Annotated in this window: 15 protein-coding genes and 1 tRNA gene; 9 read left to right on the top strand and 7 right to left on the bottom strand. The window is 45.7% G+C overall.

The genetic code is table 11. The features are described from left to right. Positions 1–41 precede the first annotated feature (41 nt). The 9 genes from kaiC (at position 42) to AACV78_RS24910 (ending at position 9,761) form a co-directional block, all read left to right on the top strand. Positions 42–1,604 carry a circadian clock protein KaiC gene (gene kaiC, locus AACV78_RS24870; RefSeq protein WP_194008104.1) on the top strand — a complete coding sequence of 521 codons (1,563 nt, stop codon included), beginning with the start codon at positions 42–44 and terminating at the stop codon, positions 1,602–1,604. Positions 1,605–2,090: 486 nt separating this feature from the next. Further along, positions 2,091–3,290, top strand: coding sequence for a tyrosine-type recombinase/integrase (locus AACV78_RS24875; RefSeq protein WP_339383792.1), 1,200 nt, complete (start codon positions 2,091–2,093; stop codon positions 3,288–3,290). 258 nt (positions 3,291–3,548) lie between these two features. Then, a complete protein-coding gene (locus tag AACV78_RS24880; RefSeq protein WP_194008102.1) occupies positions 3,549–3,959 on the top strand; it encodes a hypothetical protein in 411 nt (136 codons plus the stop codon). Continuing rightward, positions 3,956–4,468 carry a hypothetical protein gene (locus AACV78_RS24885; protein WP_194008101.1) on the top strand — a complete coding sequence of 171 codons (513 nt, stop codon included), beginning with the start codon at positions 3,956–3,958 and terminating at the stop codon, positions 4,466–4,468. Before AACV78_RS24880 ends, AACV78_RS24885 begins: the two co-directional genes overlap by 4 nt. Beyond that, the gene (locus AACV78_RS24890; protein ID WP_194008100.1) at positions 4,468–4,731 is read left to right on the top strand and encodes a hypothetical protein; all 264 of its coding nucleotides are present in this window, start codon (positions 4,468–4,470) and stop codon (positions 4,729–4,731) included. The genes AACV78_RS24885 and AACV78_RS24890 overlap by 1 nt, the downstream gene beginning before the upstream one ends. Beyond that, a complete protein-coding gene (locus tag AACV78_RS24895; RefSeq protein ID WP_194008099.1) occupies positions 4,722–5,282 on the top strand; it encodes a hypothetical protein in 561 nt (186 codons plus the stop codon). Before AACV78_RS24890 ends, AACV78_RS24895 begins: the two co-directional genes overlap by 10 nt. Before the next feature lie 784 nt (positions 5,283–6,066). Beyond that, complete coding sequence (locus AACV78_RS24900) at positions 6,067–8,928, top strand: DUF3987 domain-containing protein (RefSeq protein WP_194008098.1); 2,862 nt, start codon at positions 6,067–6,069, stop codon at positions 8,926–8,928. A gap of 231 nt (positions 8,929–9,159) precedes the next feature. Then, a complete protein-coding gene (locus AACV78_RS24905; protein WP_194008097.1) occupies positions 9,160–9,459 on the top strand; it encodes a hypothetical protein in 300 nt (99 codons plus the stop codon). Between the two features lie 32 nt (positions 9,460–9,491). Next, positions 9,492–9,761: a flagellar alpha dynein gene (locus tag AACV78_RS24910; protein ID WP_194008096.1), complete on the top strand. Its 270-nt coding sequence runs from the start codon at positions 9,492–9,494 to the stop codon at positions 9,759–9,761. Between the two features lie 183 nt (positions 9,762–9,944). On the opposite strand, the gene AACV78_RS24915 is transcribed toward AACV78_RS24910, so the two are convergent. From AACV78_RS24915 to AACV78_RS24945, 7 genes are all read right to left on the bottom strand, one after another. After that, positions 9,945–10,015, bottom strand: a tRNA-Gly gene (locus AACV78_RS24915). 150 nt (positions 10,016–10,165) lie between these two features. Further along, on the bottom strand, positions 10,166–12,247 hold the full coding sequence (uvrC, locus tag AACV78_RS24920) for an excinuclease ABC subunit UvrC (RefSeq protein ID WP_194074268.1): 2,082 nt from the start codon (positions 12,245–12,247) through the stop codon (positions 10,166–10,168). A gap of 116 nt (positions 12,248–12,363) precedes the next feature. Beyond that, the gene (locus tag AACV78_RS24925) at positions 12,364–13,116 is read right to left on the bottom strand and encodes an amino acid ABC transporter ATP-binding protein (protein WP_194013110.1); all 753 of its coding nucleotides are present in this window, start codon (positions 13,114–13,116) and stop codon (positions 12,364–12,366) included. Between the two features lie 118 nt (positions 13,117–13,234). Then, complete coding sequence (locus AACV78_RS24930; RefSeq protein WP_194074269.1) at positions 13,235–14,464, bottom strand: amino acid ABC transporter permease; 1,230 nt, start codon at positions 14,462–14,464, stop codon at positions 13,235–13,237. A gap of 291 nt (positions 14,465–14,755) precedes the next feature. Further along, on the bottom strand, positions 14,756–15,916 hold the full coding sequence (locus AACV78_RS24935; protein ID WP_194011612.1) for an amino acid ABC transporter permease: 1,161 nt from the start codon (positions 15,914–15,916) through the stop codon (positions 14,756–14,758). Between the two features lie 295 nt (positions 15,917–16,211). Beyond that, a complete protein-coding gene (locus AACV78_RS24940; protein ID WP_194011613.1) occupies positions 16,212–17,297 on the bottom strand; it encodes an amino acid ABC transporter substrate-binding protein in 1,086 nt (361 codons plus the stop codon). A gap of 200 nt (positions 17,298–17,497) precedes the next feature. Then, positions 17,498–17,725, bottom strand: a complete 228-nt coding sequence (locus AACV78_RS24945) for a hypothetical protein (protein WP_194011614.1) — start codon at positions 17,723–17,725, stop codon at positions 17,498–17,500. Between the last annotated feature and the right edge of the window lie 455 nt (positions 17,726–18,180).

Below are 18,180 nucleotides of genomic sequence, written 5' to 3' on the forward strand. Positions count from 1 at the left end.
GATTCACAACTAAAGAATACTGAGAGTTCAAAAAAATCCCTATGAATGAAATTATTCAAACAGTACAACCCGAAAAAAATGTAACTGCAGGAGTTCAAAAAATTCGCACGATGATTGAAGGTTTTGACGACATCAGTCACGGCGGAATGCCAGTCGGCAGAACCACCCTAGTCAGCGGCACATCAGGAACAGGAAAAACTTTATTCGCCGTACAATTTATCTATAACGGAATCACCCATTTTGATGAACCGGGAGTCCTCGTAACCTTTGAAGAATCACCGACAGATATTATTAAAAATGCGTGCAGTTTCGGTTGGGATCTGGCAAAATTAATCGATGAAGGCAAGCTATTTATTTTGGACGCTTCCCCCGACCCAGAAGGTCAGGATATCGTGGGAAATTTTGATTTGTCAGCCTTAATCGAACGGATTCAATACGCCATTCGCAAGTACAAAGCCAAGCGCGTTTCTATAGATTCAGTGACAGCAGTATTTCAACAGTACGACGCTGCATCGGTAGTGCGCCGAGAAATTTTTCGCTTAGTTGCGCGCCTCAAACAAGTAGGCGCAACTACAGTTATGACTACCGAAAGGCTGGAAGAATACGGCCCAGTGGCGCGGTTTGGAGTGGAAGAATTTGTATCGGATAATGTAGTAATTGTTCGCAACGTTTTAGAAGGAGAACGCCGCCGCCGCACAATGGAAATTTTGAAGTTGCGCGGTACAACTCACATGAAAGGCGAATATCCTTTTACTATGACTAATGACGGCATTAATATTTTCCCATTGGGAGCGATGCGATTAACTCAAAAGTCTTCTAACGTGCGGGTTTCTTCCGGCGATAAAACTCTCGACGAGATGTGCGGCGGCGGTTTCTTTAAAGACTCGATTATTTTAGCTACGGGTGCAACGGGAACCGGCAAAACCTTGTTGGTAAGCAAATTCTTGCAAAATGCTTGCATGAACGGCAATCGGGCGCTGCTTTTTGCCTATGAAGAATCGCGGGCTCAGTTGTTCCGCAATGCTTATTCTTGGGGCATTGATTTTGAAGAAATGGAACAGAAAGGACTGCTAAAACTGCTGTGTACTTACCCGGAATCTGCGGGTTTGGAAGACCACTTGCAGACGATTAAATCAGAAATTGCGGAATTCAAACCTTCTCGAATTGCTATTGATTCGCTGTCGGCCTTAGCTAGGGGTGTTAGCAATAATGCTTTTAGGCAATTTGTGATTGGGGTAACTGGTTTTGCGAAGCAGGAAGAAATCACTGGCTTTTTTACAAATACCAGCGATCAGTTTATGGGTTCTCATTCGATTACTGACTCCCATATTTCTACGATTACTGACACGATTATCATGCTGCAGTATGTAGAAATTCGCGGGGAAATGTCGCGGGCAATTAATGTGTTTAAGATGCGCGGTTCGTGGCACGACAAAGGGATTCGGGAATATACGATTACTGAACGGGGGCCGCAAATTAAAGATTCGTTCCGCGGCTACGAACGGGTCATCAGCGGTTCTCCGACTCGGATTGCGATTAATGAGAAGAGTGAGTTATCGCGGATTATTCAGGGGGTACAGGGCCCAGATGATGACGATATTTAATAGCAAACAGTCGGTTTTAGGGTGCTCTTAGCAAACACTGTATAGCTGTTGTTGAGAAACTCATACCCTGTACGATGGAAGCAGTGCTGGACTTGTTGGCCGGGCTAGGGAGTTGATTGTCTCCAAATTTGTCTCCAAATTGTCTCCAAATTGTCTCCAAATTTGTCTCCAGACAGCCCGTTTTGTCTTCAAAGACTCCTTGTACGGTAACATACGCTAAGCCCTAGAAACGCGAAAACCCTTGATTTTTCAAGGGTTATAGCCATTTATTGTAGAAAGCGGGCAGCGGGAATCGAACCCGCATAGTTAGCTTGGAAGGCAACCAGATAATAAGCTATATCACTATACAGGTCAAGGGTTCCAGCTTTAACCGAAAATCGAGCCAAGTATTTTGTATCCAATTTGTATCCAAAATTCGCTATCATATCGTCATCGTAATTGGTACATAGGATGACGAATCCCCCTAGCAGGGCAAAAAAGGGGTCAGTGGTTGTTCAAACTTTTCAAGGTAGGCTGCGATTGCAGTTACCTAGGCAACTGTACGATGGCAGTCGCAAATATATGTCCCTAAACTTAGCGGACACCGCCGAAAACTGGAAACTGGCAGAGGCTAAAGCACAGTTGATTGAATCTGATATCAAGTTTGAGCGGTTTGACCCCACGCTCAAAAAGTACAAGTCACAAACTCACTTGACCGTTGTTGAGACAATCAAGCCTAAGCCAGAACTGACACTGACTCAGTTGTTTGAGAGATATTTGGAGTTCAAGAAGCCCACACTCAAGACAACAACGTTCAATTACATGGTGACGGGCATTCAGAGTTATATTGACCGTTGCCCTTGCCAGCCTCTGTCGGAGGACTGTGCTTTGCAGGTACGCGCGTGGCTGTTAGAGGATACAACAAACAGCATGACCAAACGGGTTTTAACCCATTTGAATGCAGCGGTTAAGTGGGGGATTAAGTTCAAGATTGTGAGGGGCTTAACTGCTTCCCCGTTTGAGGGGATGTCGGCAGAGTTGCCTAAGCACAAATGGGAAAGTGACCCAGAGCCTAATGCTTTTACAGCTCAAGAGAAAGAGCTGGTGTTGGAGGCTTTTAAGAACCACAGAGGCACTTGGAACGGGAGGGGAGAAACCGGGCAAAAGTTTTGTTTTTACTACCCGATGGTGCAATTCTGGCTGCTGACTGGATGCCGTCCGTCCGAGGCTGTGGGGTTGAGATGGTCTGACATTGCTGCTGACTTTTCTCACATTGTGTTTAATGGGAGTATACAGCACCCAAGCGGTAAGGAGACAAGGGTTGACGGCAGTAAAAACAACAAGCGGCGTAAATTCCCCTGCAATCAAGAGCTGATTCAGTTGTTGAAAAGTATTAAGCCACTAAATCTGACTGACAAGGATAGATTGGTTTTTCCGTCACCGATTAAGGGCGGGGCGATTAACTACAACAATTTCACTAAGCAGGTATGGCATAAGCTGGTTGACCCGATTACTCAAAACAGTCGGCAACATCAACAGGATTGCAAGACTACTACGCCTTATTCTTGTCGGGATACTTTTATCAGTGAACAGGTTGGTAAGGGCGTACCGAGTGCGGTTGTGGCTAAGTGGTGCGACACGTCGGAGAAAGTGATTAATGCTGTGTATTTAGATGGCAAGATTTTAGAGCATTTACGCCCGTTATGATGCTGTTAATATGTTGATTCTACGGGCAATTTTTGCAAAACAAAACTTTGCAGTCGCACCTGTTGACAGATGGCTGCGAATCTGCGATCGTATGTAACTAAGGAAGATTGATGCGCGGTAATGCGGTTTTAGCGAACCACACTAACCACGACTTCCCCAAACCGTTTTGTACCAACGTTTGGAGCCGAATAATTATGCCACATTCAGCCGATTGCCCTCAAGGGCGATCGCAACACTTAATGTTTGCGGGGGCTAGCCATGACTGAGCCTCCCATCCATTACCGCCGTATTGACAAACTCAAGGCGATCGCTTTTGACCACGGCTTTACCAACCAAGATGCTAAGCAGTTTGGGAAGCTTTCCAAGACTGCTACATGGGAAGCGCTGCTAGAACTGTACTTCGTTGACGGTGAATCGCTTGACACAATGCTAGACAAACCGCTAGACAGTGTAGACACTGGGTGGACTAATGACGGTTCGTTTCCTGTCTGCGACTTTACCCAAACTTCCACCAGCTTTTTAGAATGGGTTGATTTTGGGCAACTCGTTGCATTCTTACTCGCATCGGCAGGAATCTTTGTGCTGGCGATGTCAATGTGGCGACAAATCAATCCTCTTAATCTGTTTCCCCCAGTTCGCATCAACATACAAATAGGGACAAAATTATGAGCTTACAACTGCGACTATTCGGTGGCGGTCAGGACGCTGCTGGCAAACTTTCAGGAACGAATGACGGCGGACACGCCATCGACAAATCAAAAGTGTTGGCACAAACTGACGCAGCGGCCATCAGCCCGCTAAACCCCGGCGACTTTGGCTCAATCCGCAGCGTCCCGGTTGTACCTGCTCCCCGTTATTTTACAAAGGATGAGGCGGACGGACTCAAAGACCTGGCAAAGGAAAAAACCGACGGGGCACGGCAAGCAAAACGCGGCTACAAAGCACTAGGCAAAATTGAAGCGGCTGACGCTGTGGTGCATAAAGAACATCGCAAATATGAGGGTGTGGTTGCGGACAATGAATTGAAGAAAGTTCGCAGCAATGCTGGTCTGGCTAAAAAATTACACGGATTACGCCCTGGTTATGCTCGTCTAGGGATGGGAATAGACAAAGCTGAAAACGATGCCCGCACCCGTATCGATGCTATTCGAGCCAAACTTACAGCGGGGATGAACTAATGCGGGCGATGTATTTGGCAAATTATTTTATTGCTGGGTGCATCGCTTCCTCTCTTCTGGGATGGATAGCGAGTTTGCATCCTATGGCATTTAGAGCGATCGCATTTTTATCAGCAGCAGCCTTTATTTTGTGGGGTCTTTGCTGGTTGCTAGATTTTTCAGTCAGTGGCTGGCTCAAGATTTCTGTACAAAATCTACAGGCTTTTTTGCTAGCTGGGCTGGCAATGGCAGTTATCGGCGCGGGGGTGTTTCTATGCAGTTAAAAATGTGGGTGCTTTCTGGCGCTGCGTTGGCTCTGTGGCTAACTCCTCTGACAGTCCTGGACAAGCGTATTAATTGGCATAAATCAATCCAGGGTCTGTCGCTGTGTGCTGCAATTGCCTGTGCGGTTGGTGCTGGGAAAATTGCCTCCCAGTTGGCTGATGAAAATGAAATCGAGTTTTTAAAGATTAGAGCAATTAAGGCAGATGTTGAAGATGAAATTGCTACTGAAGTTTATGTGAGTCAAAAGCAGCGTCAACAGGAAGCTGAACTTATCCTGAACCCGCGCGAACAGCTTGAACGCGCTTTAGCATTGACCTCTGGCGATGACGACGAATCCGAACCGATCGGAACGCAACAGCTAGCTGCACCTGACCAGAACACCGAAACAGAACGCGCTGAACGGGCGCTGCAACTCAAAGCTAAGGGCTGGGGCAAGGCTAAAATTATCCTTGAAATTTGGGGCATAAGCAAAGGCGGCTCTCCCAAGTACAAAGCTGCTGAGGCTCAATATGAGCAATTCATCAATCAACAGGAGGAAAAAGAAGAATGAAAAAGCGGGCCAGGGGGGGGGCTGGTTTAGAGTCTGCCCCCCTGGCCGCACACTCAGATTTAAGGTGCCGCAGGCAACCGGACCTGAGTAATACCCGGTACACTCTTTAACAAGTAGAAAAAAAGCCTAATAGATAATGTTAGTTAAAAAATAGAAGAAAATAGATAGTAAACTATTTACCATCTACTTTGATATATTTTTCAGCTATTTTACTCTCTAAGCTTTCAGGCTTATTCACTAGCGGGATTTTTCCGAAGTTCCGCTGGCAACATTCGCCGAACTCGCACAGACTCCGCCGGAACTTCGGAAAAATAGCCGCAACTTTTCGGCACGTTGTAGGATTTAAATTGGTGGAACCCTAACCTTGAGCAATTGAGGTGCATCCGGTAGGCAGCCCATGAAATGCTTTGACAAGAGAAAGAGTAGACGAATCTGTCGCGGTCGATGGCGACGAATGGGTTCGGGAATCTCCTAAAGTAGGTTGCTAGGAGGGGCGGGCGGGTTAGCCCGGTAAACAGACGGCCCGGTGATAAGCGCCGTGAGTGCATACGACCCACCAAAACTAAGCTGGACTCTCATTTGCACGAGGATGACTGGCTTTCTATCGCAGGCGAAACGCATTCCTTTGATGCTTGGTTTTGCATGGCGATATAAGCTGGTTCCATTTAAGCTTTCAATTTTTCAAAAACTCAGTAAACACCAAAAAACCGCTGCCTTCAATTGGAACCTGATTACAGCAGTTTTTTGGAATCAACCCGCTTTTTAAGGCGGACACGTATCTATCATGAATAGTAGCTCAAACAACGGACAAAGTACAAGCCGTGCACTCCTTCGTGCATCCAAAACCAGTCCATGCCCGCACTGTGGCAAACCAGATTGGTGTTACTTTATCGGCGAACTTTCAGTATGTAATCGCGACCAGCCACCCGCTACTGGTTGGGAAGCAACATCGAAAGCTGATAAGGATGGCAAAATTTACTATGCCCCCATCCAACAGAAAAAAAGTATTCGCCCTCGCAAGACTCGCTACTGGGAGTATTTCACCCGCGACGGCTTGCCACTGGTTCGGGTTGTTCGATTTGATAATGGTGAAGGCAAAACTGACTGGGCTCAAGAAAGCTGGGGTAAATGTAAGGCTTCTCGACAGATAGGCTGGGTAGCTGGAACTAAGGGGGTGGCGCGTGAAAATATCCCCATTTATCGTTATACCGATGTCCAGAAAGCGATCGCAAATAATGAACTGATTTTCATAGTTGAAGGGGAATCTTGCGCCGATGTACTTTGGGATTTAGGCTTGGCCGCTACCTGCAATATTGGCGGTTCCGGCAAATGGCGAGCCACTGACACAAGCGATTTAGAGGGCGCTAACGTCGTAATCTGCCCTGACCGCGATAAACCAGGCATCAAACACGCTGAGCTATTGCATCAAGAATTCCCCGGCGCGTTGTGGCTTTACCCTTTCCCTGAATCTAAAGCTTGGGAAAACTTACCCGAAAGCAAGGGGCTAGACATTGCCGACTGGGTTGAACACCACAAAATAACTGCGGACGATATCAAAGCGGCGATCGGAGACAAGAAAACTTTTGACACTCTCCGGCAGACGCAAAAAATCGTTACTCATCCAAAATTTGAAGCCCCCAATCTTTCCGACCTGGCAACCAAAATTGATGAATTGCTTGAGTTGGATTTAAGGAAGTCACAGCTTCAAATCAAGATTTCAGAGCTGGCTCAGACTTACCGACTTACTCCTGCTGAGATTTGGAAAATTTACCGCACTCGCGAACAGGAATTAGAGCAAGAATCTGATCAAGAAGATACAGCGGCCGAAGTTGCCCGCTTACTCGCCTCAAAAGCTACTAATGTCAATTTGTTTGAAATTTTGCCACAACCTTTGGCAGAGGCAATTGTAAGACTAGCTACAACTTTGAATTTAAAGCCTGAAGGCTATACGCTGGCTTTGTTTACACAGGTATCAACTCTACTGAAAGCCAGCACAACCACAATGCTTTACCCTCAAACTAACTTCAGGGTATGCCCGAATTATTTCGGTGCCCTGGTTTCAGAAAGCTCTCAAAAGAAAACTCCGGTTATTCGTGCAGTCATCATTGACCCGATGGAAGCATTAAAAGTTGTTAGTGACCAAGAGTTTGAGAAAGCTAGTCTTGCTTACGAAGAAGATTTAAATCACTGGAAGGCTGACAAGGAACCCGATAAAGGTCCGATGCCTAAGCCACCAGCTCAGAAAATTTACCATTTTACAACAGCAACAGGAGAAGGCATTGCTGCACAAGTAGGCAGGTTGCCACAACAATCTTTACTTTGGGTAGCTGACGAGCTTGCGGGTGCTTTCAAATCCGCTAACCAGTACCGAGGGGGTAAGGGTTCTGATGAAGAAAATTTACTTGAATATTGGAGCGGTGGCGGTTCTGCCGTTTTACGTGCTGCGGGCTTAGCCGTGAATGCAAGGAATGTCGGTCTTTCAATATTTGGAAATATTCAGCCAAAGGTTTTGGCAACGTTCTTGGGAGAAGGCAATGATGACAACGGCAAATTTGCCCGCTTTGATTTTGTTCAACAGCCACTAGCCGCAACAGAACTTTTTGAGGATGCGCCAAGCGTTGACCTAACTCCAATGCTAACTTCGCTGTATGCAAGGCTAGACACATTGCCTCCCCAAAAATTTGAGCTAGACAAGGCTGCTAGAAAACTTTTTATCGCTTATTACAATCAGTGCGAACGCGATCGGATAGCAAGTTCTAAGCAAGGAATGCGCTCGATGTTTGGCAAAGCTCCTGAGAAAGTCGGCAAGCTGGCAACTATACTGCACTGCATTCATGGTGCGTTTCAGAGTGTCGAGATTTCTTCAGCTATTTCTGCTGAAACTATCCGAGCTGCTATCAAATTCGTGAAATACACCACAGACCAAGCTTTGAGTTTAAATCTAGAAATTTGTGATTCAACAGCGCTGGCTCCTAGTTTGGCAAAAATTATTTCGCTAGCAGAACGCAAGGGTGGGAGGGTATCAGCTCGAGATGTCAGCCTATCTTTTGATTCAAAACATCGCCCCACAGGGCAGCAAATACGCGACTGGCTTCGAGAATTAGTTGTTTTGAAGTATGGCGAAGTTACATCTAAGGGGCAAAAAATTACCTTTACCCTCACTCCACACTCCACAGTATCCACACTAGACTCTAACCAAGACATAGTAAGCGCTCAGGTTATCTACAGTAACAAATTACCTTATCCACACTTATCCACACTTAACGACAAAAGTGTGGATAAGTGTGGATACACTGTGGATAACCCTATCCACACCTTTAAACCTTTACCAGATGAGACTTTAGAGCTAAGTGTGGATACTGTGGATACAAAAACACCTTCTTCCAAAAACTCAAAATCCTTAATGATGAGCTGTACTACAGAAATAGAGGTTTCTACAGCAACCACTACCAAAAATCTCAGAACCTTTGAGAAAGGCGATCGAGTTGTAATTAAAGATGTGGGCGGTATGTTCCAAGGTGTTCGCGGTGAGATTTCGGATGTCTGGCACGGTCGCGCTGGTGAGACTTACATTGTCAGATTCGACAAGCCTGTGAGGAATATTCGGCAGACAGAATGTGAAGGCTCCAACCTGATGAAGCTCTAGAATCCCTCAATTCTGGGATTTTGAGATTCTACTTGCTCTCCCAAAATCCCCGCCGATCGCCTTGTGCCAATTGGCTTAGATTTTGGGGCCGGTTCGGTGTGCCAGTTTTTTAAAATTGTGCCAATTGTGTGCTAGACAAACCCTAGACAAGTTGAACTAATTCCTAAAAACACTAGACAGCAACTAGACATGGTGATAGTATGTGTCTAGTGGTAATTAGAAGCATTAGACATGACGGATAGGGTGCAGCTTAATTTGAGATTAGACGGACGGCGCGATTTACTGGAAACGATTAAAGAGGTAGCAGCAGCGCAGGGCTTGAGCGTTAATGCTTGGGTGGTGCGGACTTTAGAAACAGCAGCCAATTCTTCTGCAACTCCGATCACAAAATCTGAACTTCTACCCGAACCAATGCCCGCAATTCGAGATATAGAACCCGTGCTAGACATATCGCTAGACGGTAAACTAGATACACTACTAGCAGCTAAGTTTGCAGGGATTGAAGAACGCTTGGGAAAATTGAGTGCCTGAGTGATGGCAACGATGAATCACTCAGGCAGGAATTGAAAGCGGCCAACAAGCAACTTACAGAATGGGACGCAGAACTGAATCAGTTACACGAGCGCAACGGCGATTTGGTTTTGAAGGTGCAGATGTTGGAGCAAGAACTTAAGGAAGCGCAGCGCGATCGGGAAACTAATTTAGCTCCGACCGTCGCGGAGTTGCCAGAGCCGGCAGAGTTGCTTAACCAGTTGAAAGGGCGGCGTAAAAAGTCGAGGGCTGACTTGGCAGATATGGAGGCGGTGTTGGATCTACTGGGGGACAGGGACTGAGTACAGGTCTAAATTGGATACAAAATCATATCCAATTTGTATCCAATTTAGTGTCAACAGGGTGATAGGTGGCTAATTTGTATCCAATTTCTAGTTACCTCAACGCCCTAATGCCTGGTAATTTAGGCAATAAAAAACCTCAAACCGTTGATTTATCGTTGGCTTGAGGCTCATATATTCGTAAGCGGGCAGCGGGAATCGAACCCGCATAGTTAGCTTGGAAGGCTAAAGTTTTACCACTAAACTATGCCCGCACACAGAATCCAAATATAACACAAGCTTCTAAAAATTGCAATAGGCCTGTGCAAAATTTTTTAAGTTGTCCCTCCCAAGGGCTAAATCGGGACTTGCGGCCCGATCGCCCAACCAGCCAAAAATCTCCCTTTCCCAGGCTACCAAAGGCTTTACGGGTGGAAATAATCGTAGATTTGCTGCGCCAGACGCGGGCCAATCCCAGCAACTTCTGCCAACTGTTGGCGAGTCGCTAAACGCAGATAGTCGATCGACCGAAAATGCGCTAACAACAGTTTTTGCCGGTGGTGTCCCAATCCCGGAATATCATCAAGGCGCGATCGCTTCATTCTCTGGCTTCTTTGATCCCGGTGAAAACTCACAGCAAATCTGTGCGCCTCATCCCGCACCCTGCGTAATAATTGTACCCCTGGCTGGTCAGAATTAGTCGGCAGCGGCAAAGATTCCCCCGGCAAAAATATCTCCTCTCGCTGCTTAGCCAAACTGACAACCCGCAACTCATCTAGCAAATTCATCTCCCGCAAAACAGCCACAACTGCTGACAGTTGACCTTTGCCACCATCTATCATAATCAAATCCGGTTTGTCAGAAATAGTATGAGAAACCGAAGATAAACTACTGACTTCTTGCCGCAATCCTAAATTACTCAATTCATTTTCATTACTTTGATCCGTTAAATCCCGTACATTGTTCGTTGCCGAACTTTCTTTTTCCTGATTCTTTCGGAATCTCCTACCGATAACTTCTGCTAAACTCGCAAAATCGTCAGAATGACCCGATTTAATTTCAGGATTCTTAATTTTGTAATGGCGGTAGTGTTGATTGGCCGGCAAACCATCAATAAATACGACGCGGGAAGCTACCGCATCCGAACCTTGAATGTGAGAAATATCGTAACCTTCTATGCGGTGCGGCAGTTCGGGCAAATCGAGAAGTTCTGCTAAATCTTCCATTGCTTGAGAATTGCGATCGCCCAATCTCTGCATTCTCGCCAATTCATACTCAGCATTGCGTTCCACCATCTCAATCAACTCCGCCTTAGTTTGGCGCTGCGGAGTCACAATTGTCACTTTTCGTCCTTTACGATTGCTCAACCAATCTGCTAATATTTCCGCTTCTGGCAATTCGTACTGCACTGAAATTTCGCTAGGAATTTCTACAGATTCGACATTTTGATAATGTTCCTCCAACACCCGCTGCAAAATTGCTCCCGGTTCCACCCCCGGTTCCCCACCTTCGCAAAGAGGGGAGGAAACAGAAAGTTGAGACAACTCTTGCCCCCCCTTGGTAAGGGGTTGAGACAACTCTTGCCCCCCCTTGGTAAGGGGGGGTTGGGGGGGTATTTCTGCAATAAATCCCAGTCTTCCGACTAATTGGCCGGCACGAATCTGGAATAATTGAACGCAAGCGTGCTGAGTGCCGGCTGCAAGGGCGATCGCATCTCTAGAAACCGTATCATCCGGTAAAGACACTTTTTGACCAGCACTCAAAGACTGCAAACCCTTAATTTGATCTCGAATCCGCGCCGCAGTTTCAAAATTTAAATCTTCCGCTGCTTGTTCCATTTGCGGTTCCAGAATATCCAGCAATTCCTGAGTCCTTCCCTGAAAAATCATCGCTACCTTTTGGATAATTTTGCGGTATTCTTCCGGCGAAGTTAGCCCTTGACAAACGCCGACGCAGCGACCGATGTCGTAATTCAAACAAGGACGGTCTTTAAACAGCGGCTGAGGGCGCTGTCGCAGGGGGAAAATCCGCTTGATTAAATGCAGCGTACTCCGCAGCGCCCCTGTATCGACGTAGGGGCCGTAGTAGCGGTCTTTTGCACTGCTGGCGCGACGTTTACGGGTGATGAAAATGCGCGGGTATTCTTCCGACCAAGTTATGCACAAATAGGGATATTTTTTATCGTCCTTAAGGAGGACATTAAAGTAAGGTTGGTGCTGTTTTACAAGGTTTGCTTCTAATGCTAAAGCTTCCGCTTCTGTGTCGGTGGCGATGAATTCAATTTCCCGCACTTGCTGTACCATCATCGCGATGCGGGGACTGAGGTTTTGGCTTTCGCGGAAGTAGGAACGGACACGATTTCGCAGTTTTTTTGATTTACCGATGTAAAGGATGCGATCGCTCTCGTCTCGCATTAAGTATACACCAGGAACCGCCGGAATTTCTTTGAGGCGACTTTCTAGGCGTTCCGAGTCTTTAACTAACGGCAGAGTTTTTGTGGATGGCATTGCAAGCTATCTCAGCAAAATATAGACTGATTGTACACTTTTTTATTTTACCTTAATTCTGTCTTTTTTTACGGCTGCTACCGCCGCCAAATTCACCGATTAAACTTGAAAATCAGTTACAATATCTGAGATAAAAACTTGCGGGTGCGTTCTTCCTTCGGATTCTGAAAAAACTCTTCCGGCCCGGCTTCTTCCACTAAAACGCCACCGTCCATCAATACAATGCGATCCGCTACTTCGCGCGCAAATCCGACTTCGTGAGTTACTACTACCATTGTAATTCCAGTTTCAGCCAAATTTCGCATCACATCTAAAACTTCTCGCACCATTTCTGGATCTAATGCTGATGTTGGTTCGTCAAAAAGCATAATTTTAGGCTGCATTGCTAAAGAACGTGCAATTGCTACCCGTTGCTGCTGTCCGCCAGATAGCTGTCCGGGATATTTTTGTGCTTGTTCCAAAATTCCCACTCTTTCTAACAGTTGCATTGCTGCTTCTTCGGCTTTTTTCTTGGGCCAGCGGCGCACCCATACGGGTGCTAGCATGACGTTTTGCAAGACTGATAGGTGGGGAAACAGGTTGAATTGTTGAAATACCATTCCTACTTCCCGGCGAATTGTCTCGATGTTCCGCAAGTCGTGGGAAAGTTCGATTCCGTCGATCGTGATTTTACCTTGCTGATATGCTTCTAAGGCGTTGAAAGTACGAATAAATGTGGATTTTCCCGAACCGGACGGGCCCATTATGACGACGACTTCGCCTCGGTTGACGTTCATGCTAACGCCTCGCAGTACGTGAAAATTTCCGTACCATTTATGGACATTTTCTGCTACGATTACTGTTTCGGGATTTGTGGATTGAGTTTCCATGTTTGTTTTATTTGTTAACCGCTGATGAACGCAGATGAACGCTGATAGAAATTCGTATTGAAAAATAGTCTAATAACCAATAACCAATAACCAACAACCAATAACCAATAACCAATAGCTAATGACTTTTTTCGAGACTACGTTCTAGTTTGCGGCTAGCTAATGACATTGAATAGCAAAATATCCAATAAATTAGGCCGACGAATATGTAAACTTCGGCGTACCTGCCGATGTATGATGGATTTGCTAAAATTGCGCGGGATATTCCGATTAATTCTAACATTCCAAATAGGGCAAGTAGGGATGTATCCATGAATAATCCGATGAATTGACCGCCGATCGCCGGAATGACTGTTCGCAACGCTTGGGGTAGTACAATGAGAATTGTAAGTAGTGGTGTGTTTAGCCCGATCGCCCTTGCCGCTTCTATTTGTCCCCTGGGTACGGCTTGCAAGCCCCCGCGCACGTTTTCTGCCAAGTATGCCGCACTGAATAATGTTAATCCGGCGATCGCCCTTACGACTCTATCTAATTTGGGATATTCCGGCGGCAAGAATAATTGCAACATCACTTGACCTAAAAACAAAATGCCAATTAATGGCAAACCGCGAACGATTTCAATATATAATGTTGAAAGCAGTTTAACGACGGGCAAAGAACTTTGTCTTCCCAAGGCTAGCAATACTCCCAAGGGAAAGGAAAGCACAATACTAATTATTGCTAAAAACAGCGTCAACACTAAACCGCCCCAATCATTTGTCGAGACTTCTCTCAAACCTAACCCGCCTTTAATTAGCCACAAAATCAGCGGGAAGGATAAAGCCCAAATTCCTGGCATCCAGCTAACCCCCCCCAACCCCCCCTTGCTAAGGGGGGGCGAGGGGTTGCGGTTGACTTGTCTGGCGGTGACGTAGCCGGCGATGGCTGCGATAATAATTCCTAAGAGGTAGAAGCGAGAGGTTTGGTCGATCGGCGAAATCAGCGCACCGACAACCGCAGAACCGAGTAAAATCAATGTAGGCGCATTCCAAAGTCGTTCTTCCCGCTGAATATTTCCCCAAGTCAAGCCTCCCAACAAAGCAATTATTCCCGCCACTATCCACAGCCGCCAGTAGGATTCGCTAGGAAATCTGCCCGCAAAAAATAGCGGTAAGTTGGCTTCTAATACCCGCCACTGAGCTTTTGTTGTAGCCCAAACGATAATTCCTTTGATAGTTTGGAAACCGACAATCAGACAAACTACTGTAAAAATGCAGTTGTACCAGGTACTAAATAGGTTTTTGCGCGCCCAATTCCAAGGTGTGGGCGATTCGGTGGGGGGAGGCGGTAGTACGGGGGTTTTTTCCATAATTCTTTAGTGGTTAGTGGTTAATTTCTAATTGCACTTATATCTAGCCTTTCGAGCGTAACATGAGGTGCTAGGAGTGGGCATTGGCCAAACAGGGCATTGGGCAAACCTCATTTTATTGAGAACCGCTATACTAAAATTTCTAAAATTTTGACGGCTTTCTAGTTTCTGTTCGTTCGCAAACAAATTAGCATTTTCAGAATAACTTAATTGAAATGCTTTTAAGACGCTGCTTAAACTGAAATCACTGTACGCCATTTGATTTGCCTTATTGTAAGCAGAATTAAGTTTTTATCTTTCCTTGAGTTGTACGGTTTGATTGTACCAATTCATGAATAGAGAAACTATTAAACTAATTGTTAAGTATGTTACCATGATAATTAGCATTGCTTCGATCGCCCGACCGGTCTGATTCAACGTCGGAGAACCCACTACAAAGTAAACATCGGGATAAGCAACCGCCACAGCTAAACTTGAATTCTTAGCTAAATTTAAATACTGACTGGTTAAAGGCGGCACTATCACCCGCAAGGCTTGCGGCAAAATTACCATCCGCATCGCGGTTCCCGATTTTAGTCCCAAAGATTTTGCCGCTTCCCACTGGCCTCGGGATACTGACTGAATTCCGGCGCGGACAATTTCTGCAATGTAACTCCCAGTATACAAGCTGAGTCCTGTTACCAAGGCTGCAAATTCTGGAGTTATTTTTAATCCTCCTTGGAGTTGCAATGCTGGTGTCAGGCGGGGAAAATCTAGGCGCAAAGGCAGATTTTTGGTGATAATTAAAGCTACGATCGCACTTAGCCCGATCGCACCTGCCGCCCAAAACAACTGTCTTCCCGGCTTCGCTGTTACCAGCATCACCCGCCCCCGCCACATCCACAGCCCCGCCGCAGCCAAAACTCCGACAGTTAATAAAATCAACCAAATCTCAAAACCGGGCAAAGGTGCAGGCCAAGGTACAGCAATGCCGCGATTTGTCAAGTAAATCGGCCCTTTCATCTGCGGATTATCTTCCAGTTTTGGCAGGGAAATGAACACTGCAAAATACCAGAAAAATAACTGCAGCAATAAGGGCGTGTTTCGCAGAATTTCTACGTACAAAGCAGCCAAATTTCGCAGCAACCAGTTGTCGGAAAGGCGAGCAATTCCTACCGTCACACCCGCAATTGTTGTGAAAACAATCCCCAGCCCCATTACCCGCAGCGAGTTGACTAAACCGACAAAATAAGCTTGTCTGTAGGTGTTTTCGGGACTGTAGGGAATTACGCTTTCGCCGATGTCGAAGGATGCTTGGGAATTGAGAAAGTCAAATCCAAATTCAATCCCTAGTTGCGCGTAATTGGCGCTGATATTATCCCAAAAAATGGCGATTACAGTTATTACTAAAATTAGGGCGATCGCCTGTCCGACTATTTTCCACAAGCGATCGTCCCGCAGCAGTTTCATCATTGTTATTGGTTATTGGTTATTAGTTATTGGTTATTGGTTATTGGTTGGCTATTAGTTATTGGTTAACTATTAGTTATTGGTTATTGGTTATTGGTTATTGGTTAGTAAGCCCAGGCGCATCTAAATTTTAGAGTCAATTTGGATGAAATTTTTCTGGTGGGGAGGGTTTATGACCGCCCAAAAATATAATTTAGATACTCAACAGCTTACAACAAAAACTGACTAATGACTAATGACTAATGACTAATAACTAATAACCAATAACCAATAACCAATGACTAATGACTAACAAAAATTAACGGAAGGGCGGCGAGTAAAGCAAACCGCCATCTTTCCAGAGTTTGTTTTGACCCCGGTCTAACTTAAGTGTACTTTTCGGGCCGAGGTTGCGATCGTAAATTTCCCCGTAATTCCCCACTTTTTTAACAACGCGGAGAGCGAAATCGTTCGAGAGTCCGAAACCTTTACCTAAGTCTCCTTCTTTTCCTAGCAAACGTTTGACGTTTGGATCGGTACTGCTTGCGGCAATTTTATCTACATTTGCTGAATTAATTCCCAAATCTTCAGCTTCAATCGTCGCAAAAATAATCCATCTCACCGCATCCGCCCATTTCGCATCGCCGCTTTTTACCGCTGGGGCTAAGGGTTCTTTTGACATCACTACCGGCAAAATCACATTGTTCTCGGAATTCGGTAGAGTTGTGCGCTTAGAAAGAAGTTGCGATCGATCGGAAGTAACACCTTGACAGCGACCTTCTTGATAGGTAGCAAAGGTAGCATTCACATCTTCAAACACGACAGGAGTATATTTGACTCCTAATTTTCGCATTTGGTCGGACAAATTTTGTTCGTTGCTCGTACCTGTCTGCACGCAGATAGATTTGCCCGCAAAATCTTTTAAACTTTTGATGCCGCTGTCTTTTTTGACCATGATGCTTTGAGAGTCATAAAAGACAATTGGCGCAAATTCCAGTCCCGTAGTGCTGTCGCGACTCGCCGTAAAGGTGGTATTTCGGCTGAGAAGGTCGATTTCTCCAGATTGCAAAACAGTAAATCTATCTTTGGCGTTGAGCTTTCGGTATTCGACTTTTTCGGGATCGTCAAATATTGCGGCCGCCACCGCCCTGCACACATCTACATCGAGTCCCGAATATTTACCTTTTTCGTCTACAAAGCTAAAACCCGGTAGTTCGCCGCTGACGCCACAAATGAGTTTGCCGCGGCTGACAATAGTATCTATCCGGCTGGAACCTTGTTGCGATTTGCCTTCACCAGAATTTGTAGCTGTATTTTGTGCGGTTTGTGCCGATCGATCCCGACAAGATGCTAGCGGTGCGACTAATAACACGCTTGCTAGCAACAGAAATCCCCATTTACGCATAGATTTTAGTAGAACGCTTTCCTGACGATCCTACCTTGTCGCTGTCGATAACTTTGCCGATCGCCCCTTTACAACATCGGGCTGCTTCAAATTAGCTGTTGTGAACCGCGACAACTCCACGCAAACCAGCCGATCTTTTTTAGCCGGCTGCGGGCGATCGCCCTTCTCTACAATATGTATCCAATTTTGATTTAATCGGCTCAGAACTGATCGGGGGCCAAACGCTCCTCAGCTAAATCGCGAATTAGCGACAGCCGAGACTCGATGTACTCGTTCAACACATCTGTTTCATTGCCATTGAGCGCAGAGTTTGCCTTCAACTGCTTCAGCAGCCACTGTACTAGGGTGGCATCGTCTAAATTGACTAACAGAGTGGCTTGGGTGGTCTCAATTAACGACCAGAGTTGACGTAACATGATTGGAGTCATAAAACCTCCTCAAGCGTAAATACGCAGTTAATGGGTTGGGCGGGCGAAAATCCGATCTTAGTCTTTCAAGCCGATATACGAAAAGTATCTTTTGAGCGATCGGCTTAATGATTATTTTATATTTCACCACAATAACTCAATTTAGTAGTGTCAAAAGCTACAACACACAAGATGTTATAAGAGTTCCTAATCTCGTCACATAGAAATAAATATCTTGATAAAAAGTTAAAAATCTTTACAGGCTATCGATCGCAGGGGCTAATAGGAGGTATTTGCGATCGGGCGATCGGGCCACTTCTGCATAAAATCAATCAAGTCCTAGGTTGCGTCGCCTAGCGAAAATCCCTAAACATATCCATAATCTCATAGATCCGCACCTTGCAAACTATCGCCCGTGCAAAAAAACCCACACTTCTTTTGCAGCCAAACTATCATGATTTTTTAGGCCCGGGCAC

Origin of the sequence: Tychonema sp. LEGE 07196, assembly GCF_963890365.1 — a bacterium.
Classification (GTDB): Bacteria; Cyanobacteriota; Cyanobacteriia; order Cyanobacteriales; family Microcoleaceae; genus Microcoleus.

Excerpts from the sequence above, each read along its gene's own strand:
- AACV78_RS24885 (WP_194008101.1), top strand. The coding sequence starts at position 3,956 with ATGAGCTTACAACTGCGACTATTCGGTGGCGGTCAGGACGCTGCTGGC.
- kaiC (WP_194008104.1), top strand. The coding sequence starts at position 42 with ATGAATGAAATTATTCAAACAGTACAACCCGAAAAAAATGTAACTGCA.
- AACV78_RS24940 (WP_194011613.1), bottom strand. The coding sequence starts at position 17,297 with ATGCGTAAATGGGGATTTCTGTTGCTAGCAAGCGTGTTATTAGTCGCA.
- AACV78_RS24880 (WP_194008102.1), top strand. The coding sequence starts at position 3,549 with ATGACTGAGCCTCCCATCCATTACCGCCGTATTGACAAACTCAAGGCG.
- AACV78_RS24945 (WP_194011614.1), bottom strand. The coding sequence starts at position 17,725 with ATGACTCCAATCATGTTACGTCAACTCTGGTCGTTAATTGAGACCACC.
- AACV78_RS24890 (WP_194008100.1), top strand. The coding sequence starts at position 4,468 with ATGCGGGCGATGTATTTGGCAAATTATTTTATTGCTGGGTGCATCGCT.
- AACV78_RS24900 (WP_194008098.1), top strand. The coding sequence starts at position 6,067 with ATGAATAGTAGCTCAAACAACGGACAAAGTACAAGCCGTGCACTCCTT.
- AACV78_RS24925 (WP_194013110.1), bottom strand. The coding sequence starts at position 13,116 with ATGGAAACTCAATCCACAAATCCCGAAACAGTAATCGTAGCAGAAAAT.
- AACV78_RS24935 (WP_194011612.1), bottom strand. The coding sequence starts at position 15,916 with ATGATGAAACTGCTGCGGGACGATCGCTTGTGGAAAATAGTCGGACAG.
- AACV78_RS24895 (WP_194008099.1), top strand. The coding sequence starts at position 4,722 with ATGCAGTTAAAAATGTGGGTGCTTTCTGGCGCTGCGTTGGCTCTGTGG.
- AACV78_RS24930 (WP_194074269.1), bottom strand. The coding sequence starts at position 14,464 with ATGGAAAAAACCCCCGTACTACCGCCTCCCCCCACCGAATCGCCCACA.
- AACV78_RS24905 (WP_194008097.1), top strand. The coding sequence starts at position 9,160 with ATGACGGATAGGGTGCAGCTTAATTTGAGATTAGACGGACGGCGCGAT.
- uvrC (WP_194074268.1), bottom strand. The coding sequence starts at position 12,247 with ATGCCATCCACAAAAACTCTGCCGTTAGTTAAAGACTCGGAACGCCTA.